The organism is Exobacillus caeni, assembly GCF_005747095.1.
Taxonomy (GTDB): Bacteria; Bacillota; Bacilli; order Bacillales; family Guptibacillaceae; genus Exobacillus; species Exobacillus caeni.
Window position 1 is genome coordinate 593,089 of record NZ_SWLG01000001.1, and the last position, 18,356, is coordinate 611,444.

At 41.2% G+C, this 18,356-nt stretch carries 12 protein-coding genes, 1 other RNA gene, 1 pseudogene and 1 other annotated feature; of the genes and pseudogenes, 11 read left to right on the forward strand and 3 right to left on the reverse strand.

Annotated elements, in window-relative coordinates:
- Nucleotides 1-111 precede the first annotated feature (111 nt).
- The 5 genes and pseudogenes from secDF to FCL54_RS02945 all read left to right on the forward strand — a co-directional run bounded on the left by secDF (nucleotide 112) and on the right by FCL54_RS02945 (nucleotide 6,869).
- Nucleotides 112-2,329, forward strand: a pseudogene (secDF, locus tag FCL54_RS24740) (protein translocase subunit SecDF).
- A gap of 166 nt (nucleotides 2,330-2,495) precedes the next feature.
- A complete protein-coding gene (locus FCL54_RS02930) occupies nucleotides 2,496-3,407 on the forward strand; it encodes a cation diffusion facilitator family transporter (RefSeq protein ID WP_138122958.1) in 912 nt (303 codons plus the stop codon).
- A 26-nt stretch (nucleotides 3,408-3,433) separates the two neighbouring features.
- On the forward strand, nucleotides 3,434-3,784 hold the full coding sequence (locus tag FCL54_RS02935; protein WP_138122960.1) for a LapA family protein: 351 nt from the start codon (nucleotides 3,434-3,436) through the stop codon (nucleotides 3,782-3,784).
- A gap of 211 nt (nucleotides 3,785-3,995) precedes the next feature.
- Nucleotides 3,996-6,356, forward strand: coding sequence for a single-stranded-DNA-specific exonuclease RecJ (gene recJ / locus FCL54_RS02940; protein ID WP_138122962.1), 2,361 nt, complete (start codon nucleotides 3,996-3,998; stop codon nucleotides 6,354-6,356).
- On the forward strand, nucleotides 6,357-6,869 hold the full coding sequence (locus FCL54_RS02945; protein WP_138122964.1) for an adenine phosphoribosyltransferase: 513 nt from the start codon (nucleotides 6,357-6,359) through the stop codon (nucleotides 6,867-6,869). It abuts the gene before it with no gap.
- 211 nt (nucleotides 6,870-7,080) lie between these two features.
- Here the strand turns inward: FCL54_RS02945 and FCL54_RS02950 are convergent, their stop codons facing one another.
- Nucleotides 7,081-7,617, reverse strand: a complete 537-nt coding sequence (locus FCL54_RS02950; protein ID WP_138122966.1) for a hypothetical protein — start codon at nucleotides 7,615-7,617, stop codon at nucleotides 7,081-7,083.
- A 431-nt stretch (nucleotides 7,618-8,048) separates the two neighbouring features.
- On the opposite strand from FCL54_RS02950, the gene FCL54_RS02955 reads away from it, so the two are divergent.
- The 3 genes from FCL54_RS02955 to FCL54_RS02965 all read left to right on the forward strand — a co-directional run bounded on the left by FCL54_RS02955 (nucleotide 8,049) and on the right by FCL54_RS02965 (nucleotide 11,923).
- Complete coding sequence (locus FCL54_RS02955; RefSeq protein WP_138122968.1) at nucleotides 8,049-10,223, forward strand: RelA/SpoT family protein; 2,175 nt, start codon at nucleotides 8,049-8,051, stop codon at nucleotides 10,221-10,223.
- Between the two features lie 26 nt (nucleotides 10,224-10,249).
- Entirely contained in the window at nucleotides 10,250-10,693 is a 444-nt protein-coding gene (gene dtd, locus FCL54_RS02960) for a D-aminoacyl-tRNA deacylase (RefSeq protein WP_138122970.1), read from the forward strand.
- 252 nt (nucleotides 10,694-10,945) lie between these two features.
- On the forward strand, nucleotides 10,946-11,923 hold the full coding sequence (locus FCL54_RS02965; RefSeq protein WP_138122972.1) for a cation diffusion facilitator family transporter: 978 nt from the start codon (nucleotides 10,946-10,948) through the stop codon (nucleotides 11,921-11,923).
- Nucleotides 11,924-11,960: 37 nt separating this feature from the next.
- Here FCL54_RS02965 and FCL54_RS02970 read toward each other — a convergent pair whose 3' ends face one another.
- Nucleotides 11,961-13,430 carry an N-acetylmuramoyl-L-alanine amidase family protein gene (locus tag FCL54_RS02970; protein WP_171016648.1) on the reverse strand — a complete coding sequence of 490 codons (1,470 nt, stop codon included), beginning with the start codon at nucleotides 13,428-13,430 and terminating at the stop codon, nucleotides 11,961-11,963.
- A gap of 386 nt (nucleotides 13,431-13,816) precedes the next feature.
- Nucleotides 13,817-14,046, forward strand: a binding site (T-box leader).
- 78 nt (nucleotides 14,047-14,124) lie between these two features.
- Here FCL54_RS02970 and hisS point away from each other — a divergent pair.
- From hisS to ssrS, 3 genes are all read left to right on the forward strand, one after another.
- Nucleotides 14,125-15,402 carry a histidine--tRNA ligase gene (gene hisS / locus FCL54_RS02975; protein ID WP_138122976.1) on the forward strand — a complete coding sequence of 426 codons (1,278 nt, stop codon included), beginning with the start codon at nucleotides 14,125-14,127 and terminating at the stop codon, nucleotides 15,400-15,402.
- A 3-nt stretch (nucleotides 15,403-15,405) separates the two neighbouring features.
- Nucleotides 15,406-17,196 (forward strand): aspartate--tRNA ligase, encoded by a 1,791-nt coding sequence (gene aspS, locus FCL54_RS02980; protein WP_138122978.1) that lies wholly within the window; start codon nucleotides 15,406-15,408, stop codon nucleotides 17,194-17,196.
- A gap of 166 nt (nucleotides 17,197-17,362) precedes the next feature.
- Nucleotides 17,363-17,548: non-coding RNA, 6S RNA (ssrS, locus tag FCL54_RS02985), on the forward strand.
- Nucleotides 17,549-17,622: 74 nt separating this feature from the next.
- Here ssrS and FCL54_RS02990 read toward each other — a convergent pair.
- Nucleotides 17,623-18,300, reverse strand: coding sequence for an RsfA family transcriptional regulator (locus FCL54_RS02990; RefSeq protein ID WP_246055113.1), 678 nt, complete (start codon nucleotides 18,298-18,300; stop codon nucleotides 17,623-17,625).
- Nucleotides 18,301-18,356: the final 56 nt, after the last annotated feature.

An 18,356-nucleotide genomic window follows, 5' to 3' on the forward strand; every position in this document is an offset into this window, starting at 1 on the left:
GAAAAAATGTCAAATTGACAGAAAAATTCATTAATCGCTATAATAGGATTATTGGTCTAATATAGTTACATATTTCATTGTCGTTTTTTATCATAGGGAGGAGTTTTTTAGATGGTGAAAAAAGGTCGGATCGTAACGTTTTTTATAATAGTCATCGCGCTTGCTTCGTTAATTGCGTTTACGATCAAAGACATCACAAGCGATATTAAGCTTGGGCTTGATTTGCAGGGAGGCTTCGAAGTTTTATATGACGTTGAACCTGCTCAGGAAGGCCAGGAAATCAACAAAGAGCTTTTGAACAGCACGGTGAGTGCCCTTTATGAACGGATCAATGTTCTAGGTGTATCCGAGCCGAGCGTGACGATCGAAGGTAACGATCGGATCAGGGTGCAGTTGGCGGGAGTCAAAGACCAGAACCAGGCACGTGACATCTTATCGACTCAGGCGGAGCTTTCTTTCCGTACAACTGATGATAAGAAACAGATGGATGGGACTGACTTAAAAGAAGGTGCCTCAAAAGTTGTTTTTGAAAAGAACCAACCGGTTGTTCAGGTTACATTAAAACATCCTGAAGAATTCGCTAATATAACAAGAAAAATAAAGGACATGCCTTTTCCTGAAAACCGCCTTGTCATCTGGCTGGATTATGAAAAAGGGGATTCCTATAAAGAAGAATTAAAAAAGCCTGAAGGAGAGCGGAAATTTATTTCTGATCCGCAGGTTACCCAGGTCTTGAGCCAAAATCAGGTTATTATTACTGGCCCGCCGTTTAAGGTTGAAGAGGCGCAAAACCTTGCTGACCTTTTGAACGCAGGTTCATTGCCAGTTAAATTGAAAGAAATTTATTCTACTTCCGTTGGGGCACAGTTCGGTGAGCAGGCCCTTGATAAAACGGTTGTTGCCGGATATATCGGCATTGGCCTCATCTTCTTGTTCATGATGCTTTATTATCGATTCCCTGGCGTGATCGCAGTCATTACGCTTAGCGTATATATTTACCTTATCCTGCTAGTATTTGATTGGATGAATGCAGTACTGACGCTTCCAGGTATCGCTGCCCTGGTGCTAGGAGTCGGAATGGCAGTTGATGCCAATATTATTACCTACGAACGCATAAAAGAAGAAATACGGACAGGGAAGTCGATGCTGTCTGCATTTAAAGCTGGAAGCCGTCGCTCTTTTGCTACGATTCTGGATGCGAATATTACGACCGTTATCGCCGGAGGAGTCCTGTTTATTTACGGGACAAGCGCTGTTAAAGGCTTTGCGGTTATGTTGATCACTAGTATCCTCGTCAGCTTTATCACTGCGGTATGGGGATCCCGTTTATTGCTCGGTTTATGGGTTAAGAGCCGCGCCTTAAACAAAAAACCGGGATATTTTGGTGTAAAGGAGAGTGAAATTGATGAACTTTAACACAAGAGACATCGACTTTGACTTTGTAAAACACCGTAAAAAGTTTTTCATGTTCTCCTTAATCTTGTTTGTCCTTGGAGCTATTGTTTTAGGTGTTTTCGGCCTTAATCTCGGAATCGATTTTTCGAGTGGTACCCGTGTGGATGTTCAAGCAGGGCAATCCTTAACAGTGGAGGAAGTTAACAACGAGTTCGAAGAACTAGGACTTGATCCTGAAGAAGTTACATTAGCTGGAGACAACAATGAGATCGGCGTTGCCAGATTTATTGGTGTGCTTTCTAAAGATGAGATCGCAGAGGTGAAATCATATTTCAACGAAAAATATGGCTCAGAGCCAAACATAAGCACTGTTTCTCCTCAAGTTGGTAAAGAGCTTGCGAAAAATGCTTTCATTGCAGTTGTGATCGCTTCGATCGGAATCATCATTTATGTGGCGATCCGATTTGAGTGGCTTCAGGGGCTGGCTGCGATTGTAGCACTTTTTCATGACGCGTTCTTGATCATCGCCGTGTTCAGTATTTTGCAGTTGGAAGTAAACATTACGTTTATCGCTGCTGTGTTGACAATCGTTGGTTATTCAATCAACGATACGATCGTCACGTTCGACCGTATCCGGGAAAACATGAAGTTTGAGAAGAAAGTAAAGACCTTTGAAGATATTGCCCGTATCGTAAACGCTAGTCTGGTTCAAACGCTTGCTCGTTCCATTAACACTGTGTTGACGGTAATATTCGCTGCAGCGGCGTTAATGATTTTCGGCGGTGAAGCGATCAGAACGTTTTCTATCGCATTACTGATCGGGCTTGTGGCAGGAACCTATTCTTCCCTTTTCATTGCTTCACAGCTCTGGGCTGTATGGAAAGGAAAACAATTGGAAAAGAAACGTTTCAAACCGGCAGAAAATGAAGGATAATATCAAATCCATGGGACCATTCCGTCCTGTGGGTTTTTTATGTTTTACTTCCTTACTAACAGAGGAAAGATAATGACATACCGATAATATGATATTCATTCATAGAACGGTTTTTAATAGCCAATTCTAAACAGTATAAGAGTAATAGGTGAAAAGAGGTGAAAGGTTGGAGAAAGAAGAGCGTTTCCGTAAGGCGGAATTTGCCGCGCTTGTTGGAGTAGTTGGCAATATTTTTCTGGCATTGGTAAAAGGGATAATCGGATACATAGCAAACAGTCGGGCGCTTATTGCTGATGCTGCACACTCCGGTTCAGATGTGGCAGGATCCTTCGCTGTATATATTGGCCTTAAAGCTGCAAAAAGGCCTCCTGATGAAGACCATCCGTATGGGCACGGGAAAGCAGAATCGATTGCGGCGATTATTGTTGCGGTTTTACTGCTGCTCGTCGGGTTTGAAATAGGATTAAGTTCTGCAAAAGCTTTATTTCAAGAAATCGAAGCACCGGGAACTCTAGCGATGTATGCAGCAATTGTTTCGATTATTTTAAAAGAAGCGATGTTTCGATACAAGTATTCTTTGGGAAAAAAGATAAAGAGTGATGCATTAATCGTTAATGCTTATGAACATCGATCAGATGTATATTCTTCGATTGCAGTATTAGCTGGAATCGGAGGCGCGATTATTGGCCAGAATTTTGGCATATACTGGTTGGTTTATGCAGATCCGGTCGCCGGGCTTTTAGTTGCGATTTTAATACTTAAAATGGCGATTAAACTAGGATATGAATCAATCCATAATACTCTGGATCATGTTTTGCATGAGGAAGATACTCATACTTACCGAAAGATTATAGAAGATGTCCCAGGCGTTTTGAATATCGATGAATTTTTTGCAAGGGAACATGGCCACTATCTGATTATTGACCTTAAGCTAGGTGTAGACCCCGATATTTCCGTGGAAGAAGGCCATCAGATCGGCAAGGAAGTGAAGAAGCGCTTATTAGAGGACAAAGACGTTCAAGATGTTTTGGTTCATATCAATCCTTATGAACCTAAAGGTAGTCAATGGTATGATTGACCTAAGAGAGCTGGGAGGAGAATGGGATGAAAAAACAATGGGGACTAATTATTGCGCTAATATTTGCACTTGTTATTGCAGTATTTGCCGTTATCAATGTTGATCCGGTTGAGGTTAATTACTTGTTTGGAACTTCTGAATGGCCGCTTGTTCTTGTGATACTGGGTTCAGTTCTTATGGGAGGATTACTGGTACTCGGTGTCGGCCTTGTTCGCTATTATAAATTGCTTCATGAGATAAGGTCTCTAAAAAAAGAGAACGGCAAGTTACAAGAAGAGCTTGAATCTACACAAGGTCCAACTGAAAATCATGAACCAGAATTGGATAGCTTAAATGAGGAAGAAGAAAATTTCGAATCGAACGGAAACCGGCAATAACCTGGCATAATTGGCCGGGTTTTTTATTTGCAGTGTGGAAAAGTTTTAACGCAAAATTCAATGGATGAAAACTTGTAGGATGGTAGACTTAAGGATTGCCGCACGTCGAGTTATCTTTTGATTTCCATTTGATTAGGCAGATTGGACATGTGCCAACCACTGGTCAAACCTCTAATTTCTTTATATAATGAGTAGGTTAAGAGGTGATAGCATGTTGCAACCTAAAACACGATGGAACGTCGTTGAAACTGACCTGGAGGCATCGAAACGATTGCAAAGCGAACTCGGTGTATCTTCTATTGCTGCTACTTTGTTAGTTAATCGCGGAATTACTAGCGTAAAGGAAGCAGAACGATTTTTATACAAAAAAGATCTTAGCTTTCACGATCCATTTTTAATGGATGGAATGGAAGAGGCTGTTCATAGAATTCATCGTGCAATAGAGAATAATGAAAAAATACTAATCTATGGAGACTATGATGCGGATGGCGTAAGCAGTACAAGCGTGATGGTCTATACGCTAAAAGAATTAAATGCAACTTTTGATTATTATATTCCTAACCGTTTTACAGAAGGGTACGGTCCCAATGAACAGGCGTTCCGCTGGGCGAAAGAAGAGGGCTTTTCTTTAATCATTACGGTGGATACAGGCATATCAGGCGTCCATGAAGCAGAAGTCGCTAAAGAGCTTGAAATCGATTTGATTATCACAGACCACCATGAACCCCCGCCGGTTCTTCCAGATGCATATGCAACAATAAATCCTAAGAAACCAGGGTGTACATATCCGTTTAAAGGATTGGCAGGGGTAGGAGTTGCGTTCAAACTTTCTCATGCATTGTTAGGAAAAGCTCCCTATCACTTGCTTGAAATCGCAGCCATGGGCACTATTGCAGATCTTGTGCCTCTGATTGATGAAAACCGCCTGATTGCTGATGAAGGAATCAAATCACTCGGCAGGTCTACTAAAAAGGGAGTCAAAGCGCTACTTGCCCAATGTGGCATTGAAGATCAGGAAATCAATGCCGATCATATTGGATTTGCCATCGGACCGAGGCTCAATGCTGCAGGAAGGCTTGATAGTGCTGTTCCAGCTGTACAGCTTTTAACAACAGAAGATGCCGACGAAGCAAAGTATATCGCTGAAGAAATCGATACGATGAATAAAGAACGAAAGCAGCTAGTTAATGAGATGACGAAGGAAGCAATCGAAGAGGTGGAAAATTTCTATCCGCCAGGGGACAACAATCGGGTACTTGTTATTGCGAAAGAAGGTTGGAATCCTGGAGTGATCGGAATCGTTGCCTCAAGGCTGGTTGAACGTTTCTATCGGCCGACGATTGTTTTGAGTATCGATAACGAAAAAGGGACAGCAAAGGGCTCTGCAAGAAGCATAGAAGGATTTGACATGTTTGAAAACCTTTCCATATGCCGGGACATCCTGCCCCATTTTGGCGGGCATCCTATGGCAGCAGGAATGACGTTAAACGTGGATGACCTTGATGACCTGCGCGAGAGATTAAACGGATTGGCAAAGGAAAAGCTAACCGATAATGATCTTATTCCATTGACTCGTGTGGACCTTGAATGCAAGGTGGAAGATGTGACTCTTGAATCGATCGAGGAGCTAAACATGCTTGCGCCTTTTGGAGTAAGCAATCCTAAACCGGTCGTTTTGCTCAAAGATGTCAATATGACCCAGTTGAAACGGATAGGCAGTGAAGCAAACCATCTAAAGATAGCCCTCGGAAACCAGAGCTGGGCTCTTGATGGGGTCGGATTCCATTTTGGATATGTGTTCGAGGAAGTTACACCCCAGTCAAAGGTATCCGTGATCGGGGAGCTTTCTATTAATGAATGGAACGGCCACCGCAAACCGCAAATCTTTGTTCAGGATATCGCAGTTGACGAATGGCAGCTTTTCGATTATCGTGGTATTCGTGATTTAAAAAAACGGCTGGAAATGATTCCTAAAGACAAGCTTTCCATCGTTGCATTTCGTGAAAATACGATTAAAAAATTCGATTTGCAGGATTGGGAAACGAACCTTATCGAAATAAATGATGACAATAGGAATACAAAAACGGATCTTTCGAATCAGTATGTATTGTTTTTAGATTTACCTTACCATGAAGACCAAATCAAAACGTTCTTAGGGACCGGGGTTCCAGAGCGAGCATATGTTGTGTTTCATCACGAAGAAGACCATTTCTTTACTACAATTCCATCAAGGGACCATTTCAAATGGTATTATGCCTTTTTATTAAAAAGGAAGCGGTTTGACTTAAAACAGTCTGAACAGCTTGCAAAGCATAAAGGCTGGTCAAAGGAAACCATTCACTTTATGTCAAAAGTGTTTTTGGAGTTAGAGTTTGTTACAATTGAAAATGGACAAGTTTCAGTTAATCCAAACGTCGCGAAACGAGACTTAACAAAGTCAGAAACATACAGGAGAAAGCAAGACCAGGCCAGATTGGAAAATGACCTTTGCTATTCTTCCTACCACACGCTTAAAGAGTGGTTTGATCAAATAATAAATTGTTCCACTAGTATTGAGGAGGCCTTGAAGTAAATGGATTATAAGAATTACATTACGGTTGTAGAAAATTACCCAAAAGAGGGAATCAGATTCAAAGATATTACAACCCTTATGCAAGATGGAGAAGTATATAAGAAGGCGATTAACGATATAGCAGATTTTGCAAAAGACAAAGATGTAGATATTATCGTTGGTCCTGAAGCAAGAGGCTTTATCGTTGGATGTCCAGTTGCGTATTCTCTTGGATTAGGTTTCGTTCCAGTAAGGAAAGAAGGAAAACTTCCTCGTGAAGTGGTTAAAGTTGATTATGGATTGGAATACGGCAAAGATGTGTTGACCATTCACAAAGATGCGATTAAGCCTGGCCAGAAGGTACTGATCACTGATGATTTGCTAGCAACCGGCGGAACGATAAACGCAACCATCGAGCTAGTTGAAAAGCTAGGAGGAGAAGTAGTAGGCCTTGCGTTCATGATCGAACTAACCTACCTCGATGGCCGCGAAAAACTAAATGATCACGAAATCTTTACACTTATGCAATACTAAAGCTATCTAATAAAGAGTACTCTTTAACAGGGTAACGGGTTCCGTTTTGAAGTGCAAAAGTTAAAGTGACAATGAAAATGGCGTACCGACTGACATTCAGTTTGGTACGCCTAATTTTGATTTTTAACAGCAAATTGACATAGTATCTTTTTCAGTCGCTGTTAAAGTAAAGCAACCCGTTACTCTAGTTGCATAAAAATAACCAGAGAGTTCACTTTCCTAATGCCGTGTAAATGTCTTCGGGATTTATATATTTAATACTTGTGACTTTACCCTCTTCGTTAGTTTGTGCGTGTCCTTTAACATTCAATATTTCACTTTCGTCACTTTGTTTATTTGTGTAGGATACGTTCACATTGAATTCGTAATAGCTTTTGCCTTCTTCAATCTTTATGTCCTTAACCTTAAAAACATAATCAGGAGGGGCAAAACCCACGGTCATAAATGCCCCGTTGGTTCTAACGAAATCTTCATAAAAACGTTCGCTTAAATAGGGTTTGAAATTTTCTTGATGATACTCAGAGAGCATTTCTGATTTCTTTTCCATATCATCCACAGAATACAACATTTCCTCCTGTTCTTCGGTAGGTCCAGTAAATACATTTTTCAAAACGGTTTGAAGGTTTTGTTTACTTGTATTTTGTACTTCGTTTTCTTCTCCTGAGGCATCGGAGTTCGTGCAACCAACAGCTAATAGTAGAATTCCCAGCAACATCAAAGACATAAAGTATTTCTTCAATTTTCCCAAAAAAAATCACTCCTACAATTGTTATTGATCACTACATACGAATAAGCGTTCTTAAAAGTTTCAAAAGTCATTTTTACTGTCATTTACTGTTTTGCATCTAAAACGGAACCCGTTAATTAATAGGGTGCTCTTTTTGTTTTTGGTAAAAATAAGGGCCAGGAAGCTAAACTTCTTTGCTCTCCCATAAAAAATAGATGACTTAGATCTATTTTATAAGAGAGCCGCCAGGGAGAGCAAAGCCGTTTTTTTGTTTAAATGAGCCTGTGAAAAGATTGGATACTTCCCCCAGGTGACCCTTTCCTTTTTATATGTTATGTTTTTAAGTAAATACTTTAATAAAGATTATCCGACAATTATTTCGTTTTACTTTACACAGAGGCCAAATTTAAAGATAATAGAAGCAATATACCAAAGAGGCTTAAGGTGATTTCATGACTATTGAAGAGGTTATGCAGAGAGCTAAGAAATATCTTTCAGAAGAAGATCTTTCTTATATATATAGGGCATACGAGTTTGCCAGAGACGCCCACGAAGGTCAGTACCGCAAATCTGGTGAACCTTATATTATCCATCCGATAGAAGTAGCGGGGATCTTAGTGAACCTGGAAGTTGATCCTGTTACTGTTGCTGGCGGGTTTCTTCATGATGTAGTAGAAGATACAAGCGTCACGCTCGATGAACTGAAAGAAGAGTTTAGCGAAGAACTGGCAATGCTGGTGGATGGCGTTACAAAACTGAAAAAAATTCAATTTAAATCAAAGGAAGAACAGCAGGCGGAAAATCACAGGAAGATGATCGTAGCGATGGCCCAGGATATTCGCTGTATCTTGATCAAGCTTGCCGACAGACTCCACAACATGCGCACGCTGAAACACATGCCAAAAGAAAAACAATTGCAAAAAGCGAACGAAACCTTAGAGATTTTCGCACCGCTTGCTCACCGGCTCGGAATTTCAACTATAAAATGGGAACTAGAAGACACAGCCCTCCGTTATTTAAATCCGCAGCAATATTATCGAATCGTCAACTTGATGCAAAAAAAGCGGGCAGAGCGTGAGGGTTTTATTGATGAAGTGATCGATGAGATCCGCGAACGAATGGATGAAGTAAATATTAAAGCGGAGATATCGGGAAGACCAAAGCATATCTACAGCATTTACAAGAAGATGGCCAAACAGCATAAACAATTTAATGAGATCTATGATCTTCTTGCTGTAAGGATCATGGTTAATAGCATTAAAGATTGTTACGCGGTACTTGGAATTATTCATACATGTTGGAAACCGATGCCCGGCAGGTTCAAAGATTATATTGCGATGCCGAAAGCAAACATGTACCAATCGCTGCATACAACGGTAATAGGACCAAAAGGGGATCCCCTTGAAGTACAGATTCGTACACACGAGATGCATAAGATAGCAGAGTACGGGATTGCTGCTCACTGGGCATATAAAGAGGGCAGTCCGAGTGAAGTAGTAAATACGACGTTTGAGAAAAAGCTATCCTGGTTCAGGCAAATCCTTGAATGGCAAAATGATGTGACGAATGCCGAAGAATTTATGGAATCACTAAAGATCGACCTTTTCAGCGATATGGTCTTCGTGTTTACACCTAAAGGAGACGTAATTGAACTTCCGGCAGGCTCTGTACCGATCGATTTTGCTTACCGAATCCATACGGAAATCGGAAACAAATGCATCGGCGCAAAAGTGAACGGAAAAATGGTTCCGCTTGATTACAGGTTAAAAACTGGGGACATTGTAGAAGTGTTAACTTCTAAACATTCCTATGGGCCGAGCAAAGATTGGCTGAAGATCAGCCAGAGCTCCCATGCGAAGAATAAGATTAAGCAATGGTTTAAGAAAGAAAAAAGGGAAGAGAACGTTTCAAAAGGGAAAGAGCTTGTGGAAAAGGAAATCCAGAAACATGGCTTTGAACTAAAAGAAGTTCTTAACTCTGAAAATGTCCAGAATGTATCGAAAAAGTTTAACTTCACGAATGAAGAAGATATGTATGCCGCAGTCGGGTATAACGGTATCACGGCAGCTCAAATCGCCACAAGGTTAACAGACAAGGTGCGAAAAGAAAAAGATAAACAACAGCAGGAAGAAGAACTGGTAAAAACTATTAATGAAGTACGTTCTTTCCCTAAAAAGAGCACGGATTCTGGAGTGCGTGTCAAAGGGATCGATAACTTGCTGATCCGCCTTTCAAAATGTTGTAATCCTGTACCGGGCGATAATATTGTCGGTTATATCACAAAAGGAAGAGGCGTTTCCATTCACCGTGAAGATTGCCCAAATGTAGTAGACGCTGATGAAAGACTTCTTCCGGTTGAATGGGAAGGCGATACGAAAAAAACGAAAAATTACAATGTGGATATTGAGATAAGCGGTTTTGACCGCAGAGGGTTGTTAAATGAAGTTTTACATGCCGTGGCAGAAACCAAAACAGACATAACATCTGTTTCCGGAAAGTCTGACCGTAATCGCATGGCAACGATCAGTATGACTGTATCCATCCATAACATCAACCACCTTCAGAAGGTTGTGGAACGTGTAAAACGGATACCTGATATTTATGCTGTGCGGAGAATAATGCAATAACCAGGCGATAAAAGGAGTTAATCGATATGAAAGCGGTAGTACAGCGTTCCGGTCTTGCATCTGTGACTGTCGAAGGCAAGACTGTTGGCCAAATTGACCATGGTTTAGTTGTCCTGGTTGGCGTAACCCATGAAGATTCCATGACAGATGCAAAATACCTGGCCGAAAAAATCGCCAATCTCCGTATTTTTGAAGATGATTCTCAAAAGATGAACCTTTCTGTGAAAGATGCGGGCGGCGCAATTCTTTCGATTTCCCAATTCACCCTTTATGGCGATTGCCGAAAGGGAAGGCGTCCGAACTTTATGGAGGCAGCCAAACCCGATATTGCAAATGAACTTTACGAAAAGTTTAACCGGGCATTAGAAGAACAGGGACTTACGGTTGAAACTGGCGTATTCGGTGCGATGATGGATGTACAGCTTACAAACCAGGGGCCAGTAACATTAATAATAGAGAGCCAAAAATGAGGAGCCGATCGGGCTTCTTTTTTTTGCTGTATAAGAAAATTTAACTTTTTCGCAAAGGAGAGGCTCGACAATCGGCGAGTTTACTTTAGTTCCTTCGTTCTTTTAAACAGGAGGGATGTAATACAAAAATCTTTTCAGAGGAAAGCTTTCTTTTGTCATAACGGTAATAAAGAGTTTATGAATTATTAAGAGCAGGGAATGATAGTACTATCAAACAATGTTCGAGTATAAATCGAAGTAAAGGATGATAAGATGATTGAACTTTTAAAAAGAGGCAATGTTTCATCTGGCTTAGCCGCACTGGGGAATGCCATAATCGCAATTGTAAAGGGAGTTGCAGCTGTGTTGAGCGGAAGCGGCGCAATGCTTGCGACAACCTTCCATTCTGTTGCAGACACATTGAACCAGTTGTTTGTGTTTGTGGGTAGTATCGTCGCAGAAAAAGAACCGACTAAAAAATTTCCGACTGGATTTGGAAGGGCGATCAACCTTTTCGTTCTGATTGCAGTGATCATCATTTCTATCCTTGCATATGAAACTATTATAGAAGGATGGCACATCATCCAGCATCCAGAAGAGACTTCAAATCTGATCTTAAATGTTTTCATTCTGGCTTTTGGAATTTTGTTGGACGGAGCTATCTTAATAAAAGCGATGAAAGAAATTATTAAAGAAGCGAGGGTGGAAAACGCAGACGGCTTAAAATTTATCCCTCTCTCTTATAAAAACGTTAAATACGCAGCACCTCCGACAAGGCTAGTGTTTTACGAAGATAATATCGCCACTTTCGGCACTACGCTTGCATTGATATTTATTTTGCTATCTGATATTACAGGGAACTATATTTTCGATGGAATAGGTTCTCTTGTTATTGGGCTTCTATTGATTATCATCGCCTTAAAGATCGGATATGAAAATACGATCGGATTAATTGGTGTTGCTGCGCCAAAGATTGTGGAAGAGAGACTAGTAAAAATTATTCTTGGGGATAAGGACGTTGTGGACATTCACACCCTGCGTATTTTACAAGAAGGAAGAAGATACCATGTTGAGAGCTATCTTGAATTGAAAAAAGGCTTGATGCTGGCGGACGCAGACGACGTTAAGTTCCGGGTACGGGACAAATTGTTAGAGGACCAGGACGTAGCAGATGTTACGCTGGGAATAATCGAGTCCGATGATAAGCAAAACTGGACGTTAGAGCAATATGAAACAGAACCTGAAGAATAGTAGGAAGCGAGCACAATCGGTGCTCGCTTCTTCGATGTTAATAAGAATTGAAATAGTCCACGAGTCCATTGAAAATTGCATTTGATGCTTTGATTTGATAGGAGGTAGTGTTTAAAATGGTTTCTTCCCACGGATTCGACAAATATCCTAACTCGAACAAAACAGAAGGCGCAGCGTTTGTTCGTAAAACATGGTAGTTGCCATATCTGACTTTCCGGTCCCTTAGACCGGTATTTTTAATCAGTTGTTTATGTATATCTTTCGCCAGCTGTTTGTCTGATTCGGAATAGTAATAACTGGTTATCCCGTTTGCACCAATAAAATTTGAACTATCAAAGTGGATACTGATGAAGGCATCCGCTTTTTGCCTGTGTGAAATGGATACACGATCGCTTAGTGCGATATAAGTATCACCTGTACGCGTCATGACAGTCTTTGCTCCGGCTTTCTTTAATAGCTCATTTAGAAGGTTTGCAGTCCTTAAAGTGAGATCTTTCTCAAAGGAGTGGAAACTGGTTCCCTTCGTTCCGCTATCATATCCCCCATGGCCGGGATCAATTACAATCGTTTTGCCGTGTAGTCCATTCTTTAATCCTGGATGGATGATAGATGGAGTAGAGGGAGAGGTTGAGACAATCCAACTGGCCACATAAGCTTGTTTACCGGAAGGAAGGCTGACCTTTAGCCATTCCCCTTCACGGCCGATAAGCTGGAATTGGTCTCCTTTATTTCCCAGGCCGATCGCTTTATAATTTATTCCCGGCCCTGCCCGAAGGTTGCTTCCGTTATATAGGAGAACGACGTTATCACTAGAAACTTTTTTTCCTTTCACAAGATATTTAGAAGCAGTCCATCCTTTTTCTCCTGTTTCTAGCTCGATATAGCTCCAATCCTTTTTAGTCTCAATCACTCTGACTCCAGTCTCTTTTTGAAGTTTCCTTAGTACCGGTTGGTCTAGAGAGGGGCCTTTTCTCAAGTTTAAATCGGTTGCATTTACTGTTGCGTTGTATCCAGGGGGAATTTTTTTTCTTTCAGGAATGTCCCCGGAAAAAGAAACCAGCCAACCTGCGACCCATGCATCCCTGCCCTTATAAGAGATTTTCACCCAGGAATCAGTGGAGGTGATGACAGAGTATTTGTCATTGGGCTGTATCTTACCAAGTAACCCATAATTCGTCCCCGGTCCCTTACGAACATTCAAGTTCTTAATCTTTGGTGTAACGGTATCCTGTTCGCTAGTAGAATTTTCAGTTAACCACCCTGCAATCCATCCGTTTCTACCGGACTTTAGTTTAATTTTAATCCAATCCTTTTGCCTGTCTATGACAGAAAATGTTTCATTTTTATCGACTTTTCCTATCACATCATAGCTAAGGCCGGGGCCGCTCCTCACCTGCAGGTTACTAACGGAAACGTTCACTTCCCCATTTTCAGCTGCAAATACAACGAGATGGACAGGAGAAAAAAGCAATAAAACACTGAGACAAAGGAAGATGTACCTTCTCAACGAGTCAACTCCTTTCCCTTTGAAAATAGGTTTCTTTTTACATTTCGGTGTTAAATAGAAAATTCCTTTTTCGGTTGTAAGAAGTTCTATATTTGGAAAAACTAATAAAAGTAAAGGAAAGGGAGATGAAATTTGAGGTACAACAATAAGGGTTTTATGGCCAAACAAAAGGAACAACCGGAGTTCGGGGTAGACTTCCACGATTTTTTGCAAAAGGAACAAAGCTTATCAAGTATGGAACTCGCTGAGGAATTTGGTATACCACTAAAAAGCGTCAAGGTTTTAAAACAAAAAATGAAACGGTAAAGTTACATAAAACTGCTTGACATTTTAGCTCATCATTCGTATGATTATAAACAATTCCTAAAACAAAACAGATTGAATCGATAAAACCCGTGACGGAGAAAAGTAAAAAAGAAACAGGTTCAAAGAGAAGAGATGCCCCGGGCTGAAAGCATTTCTGAATACTGCCTTTTTGAAAGACACTCCCCAGGTTTCTCTCTGAAAAAAATTTTTAGTAAGGGAGAACGTATACAGGCGTTAACTGTTCGAGCGGAAAGAAGATATTAGTTTCTTTTCACTGGGGTGGCACCGCGGGTAAACTCTCGTCCCTGAACATTGTTCAGGACGGGAGTTTTTTTATTTTGCTTGCTAAATAATGACATATTTGAAATAGATGAAGGAGGATATAGACATGGGCTTTAAGATTCCAAGAGGCACACAGGATATTTTACCTGGAAAGGTAGAGTTATGGCAGTACATTGAAGAAAAAGCCAGAGAGCTCTGTAAAAGATATAACTATTTAGAAATCAGAACTCCGATTTTTGAGCAAACGGAGTTATTTCAACGAGGTGTAGGTGATACAACAGACATCGTTCAAAAGGAAATGTATACCTTTGAAGACAGAGGTGGCAGGAGCTTAACTTTAAGGCCAGAAGGTACAGCTTCAACCGTCAGGTCTTATGTAGAAAACAAAATGTTCGGTCAGCCTGAACAGCCAGTAAAGCTTTACTATATTGGACCAATGTTTCGTTATGAAAGGCCTCAGTCAGGCCGCATGAGGCAATTTGTCCAGTTTGGAGTAGAAGCGCTCGGCAGTAATGATCCAGCGGTCGATGCAGAAGTGATCGCACTTGCGATGGACTTTTATAAGGAACTTGGCTTAAAAAGCCTAAAGCTTTATATTAATAGTCTTGGAGATAAAGAAAGCAGAGAAGCACATCGCCAGGCGTTGATCGAGCACTTTAAGCCACGGATCGGCGAGTTTTGCTCGGACTGCCAGAACCGGCTGGATAAAAATCCTCTCCGGATCCTTGATTGCAAGAAGGATAGAGATCACGAACTCATGCAAAATGCTCCATCTATTCTTGATTATTTAAATGAGGAATCAGAGGCTTTCTTTAACAAGGTGAAACAGAACCTGGATACGATGGGAATTGATTATGTTGTAGATGACCGCCTTGTCCGGGGATTAGATTATTACAACCATACTGCCTTCGAAATCATGAGCGAAGCAGAAGGCTTCGGTGCGATAACAACGTTGAGCGGCGGCGGAAGGTATAACGGACTTGTAGAAGAAATTGGAGGACCGGCTACTCCTGGAATCGGCTTTGCCCTTAGCATTGAAAGGCTAATTATGGCTCTTGAAGCAGAACAAGTAACATTGCCATTTGAAACGGGAATCGACTGTTACCTTGTTTCAATGGGGGACGCTGCAAAACAAAAAGCAACCGGATTGCTCTATGAGCTTAGAAAAGCAGAAATTACAGCTGATACAGATTATCTTGACCGCAAGCTTAAGACACAATTTAAAGCAGCAGACCGATTGGATGCTAAATATGTTGCTATCCTTGGCGAGAATGAGCTTGATAACAACGTCATTAACGTAAAAGACATGGAGAAAGGCGAACAACAGGAAGTTCCGATAGATGAATTTATTGACTATATGAAACAGAAAACAAGGGAGGCGTAACGAATGATCGGAAGAACTCATAAATGCGGAGAAATTAGGGAAAGCGACATTGGAACAGAAGTCCAGCTTAAAGGCTGGGTTCAAAAAAGACGTGATCTTGGAGGATTGATCTTCATCGATTTAAGGGACCGTTCCGGCATTGTCCAGGTAGTCTTTAATCCGGAGGTTTCCAGGGAAGCATTGGAGTTAGCTGAAAAAGTTAGAAGTGAGTATGTGCTTGATATAAAAGGAGAAGTGGTTGGAAGGGATCAGAGTACTGTCAACCCCAACCTTCCTACCGGGGAAATTGAGATCCGTGCGACCCATTTAGAAATATTAAATGCTGCGAAAAACCCGCCGATCTCCATTTCGAATGATATTGATGTTTCAGAAGAGCTTCGTTTAAAATACCGTTATCTGGACCTGCGCAGGCCGGTCATGCAGGAAACGTTCAAAATGCGTCACCGTGTTACAAAGCTTATTCGCGACTTCCTGGATCAAGAAGAGTTTCTGGAAATTGAAACGCCGATGCTCACAAAAAGCACTCCAGAAGGTGCGAGAGACTATCTAGTACCAAGCCGTGTTCATCCTGGTTCATTTTACGCTCTACCTCAGTCGCCGCAAATTTTTAAGCAGCTTTTAATGGCATCAGGATTTGAGCGTTATTATCAGGTTGTTCGTTGCTTTAGGGATGAAGACCTCCGTGCAGACAGGCAGCCGGAATTTACGCAAGTGGATATCGAAACATCCTTCTTAGATAAAGAAGATTTAATTGCCATGATGGAAAGCATGATGGCGAACGTATTGAAGGAAGCAAAAGGAGAGACTGCAGAAACACCGTTCCCTCGTATGACTTACCAGGAAGCGATGGACCGCTATGGTTCTGATAAGCCTGATACACGGTTTGGAATGGAATTTGTAGATGTTTCAGAGCTTGTTAAAGAATCGGACTTTAAAGTCTTTTCAGGAGCTGTTGCTAACGGAGGAGCCGTTAAAGGGATCAACGCAAAGGGAGCGGCAGGCAACTACTCAAGAAAAGATATCGATGCTCTAACTGATTTTGTTAAAACTTATAAAGCGAAGGGTCTTGCATGGCTTAAAGTAGAGGAAGAAGGCTTAAAAGGACCGATAGCAAAATTCTTTAACGATGAATTAGCAGGTTCTTTAAAAACAGCATTTAATGCTGAGGCCGGTGACTTGCTTCTGTTTGTTGCTGACAGCAAACCAGTTGTAGCTGACAGCCTTGGTACCTTAAGGTTAAAGCTTGGTAAGGAACTTGGAGTTATTGATGAAAGCAAGTTCAACTTCCTGTGGGTAATGGACTTCCCTCTTATGTCTTACGATGAAGAGGTCGGCCGTTATTTCGCAGAGCATCATCCGTTCACTTCACCACTAAAAGAGGACATGCATCTATTAGAATCAGATCCGGGAAGTGTTCGAGCAAATGCTTATGACCTTGTATTGAACGGTTATGAATTGGGTGGTGGTTCACAGCGTATTTACCAGCGTGAGATCCAGGAAAAGATGTTCAAAGCATTAGGCTTTACGGAAGAACAGGCTAAAGAAGAGTTCGGTTTCTTGATGGAAGCTTTTGAGTATGGAACACCGCCACATGGAGGAATTGCATTTGGACTTGATCGCTTAGTAATGCTGCTTGCAGGCAGAACGAACTTAAGAGACACGATTGCATTCCCTAAAACTGCAAGTGCCAGCGATTTACTAACAGAAGCACCGTCAGCAGTAAGCCAGGAACAACTCAAAGAACTTCACCTGGAAGTTACAAAGAAACCAGAAAAAGCTGATACGAAAGCATAATAAAAAGCCCGCTATTCCAATTTTGGAATAGCGGGCTTTTTCACCCTTTTGTGATCTGGAGGTTATAATGAAATGAGCAGGGAGAGCAGAAAATAAACAATTTGTACTAAGCCGGAAACCTTGAAATAAGGAATGCTATTTGCTATAATTCAATTAACAGCAAGAAGGAGTCCTGAAGTGTTCGTGGATTACCATAAAGTTTTGAGCCAACATTTTTACAACGGGAGCCTGCCGGTTTCCATTTGGCGTGCAAGCCTCCAATGGAGTGGACGTACAAAGAATGGAACAGGGCACCCACCTGCCGAGAGCAGGTTCAAAACTATGGTGTTTAAACGGCACAGTTGGGGCTCCATTATTATTTTTTGAAAAAATGATTCTACATACAGATAAAAGGAGCAGCTGTGCTGCTCCTTTTATGATTTCTGTCTATTTTGCCATCTTTTCTAGATTTCCGTTCTTGTCCATTTTAAACGAAGAGTTTGAGTATTCTTCTTCCTGGAATAAGACCATTCTCCGGGCACGATCCATGATTTGAATCAGGGATTGATAATCTTCCTGTACAATCTGGTACTCTTTTTCAAGTTTTTGGAGCTTTCTTTCCATCTCTTTATTCTTGTCTTCTAGTTCTTTTTTCTCATATTCTAGTTTTTCTACATGTGATTGTAAATGACTCGTATTCGAGTGAGATCTCTTTAATTGGCTTAAAAAAGAAATGACTTCATCTAGAGAAAGATCTGAGCTCTGTACAGGCATTCTTTGAAAGGATGGCGCCTGATATTCACGGGTTGTTTCTCTTTCAGTTGTTTCGTAACCTGGAGCTTCCGAAGTTGGAGCTTCAGCTCTCACTGGTTCGGAACTCGGAATCTTCCCGGCTCTTTTAAACTCTTTTCTTTGTTTTTTTGCAATTTTGAGGGCTTGTTCATAACGCTGTCTAACAATAGCATTCCATCGGAAACCGACTGCAGCTGAAGTTCTATTTAATTTGTCTCCGACTTCATCAAAAGCTTTTAATTGGGTGCTGCCTTCACGGACATGCCGCAATACCGTTTCTGCAAGCAGAAGGTCGTCTTCATGGGACCAGGCATCCTGTCTTACTTTCATCATCTATTCACTCCTTAAACACTGGTTTCTTCAAAGTATTTATATCTTTGCCAGAATAA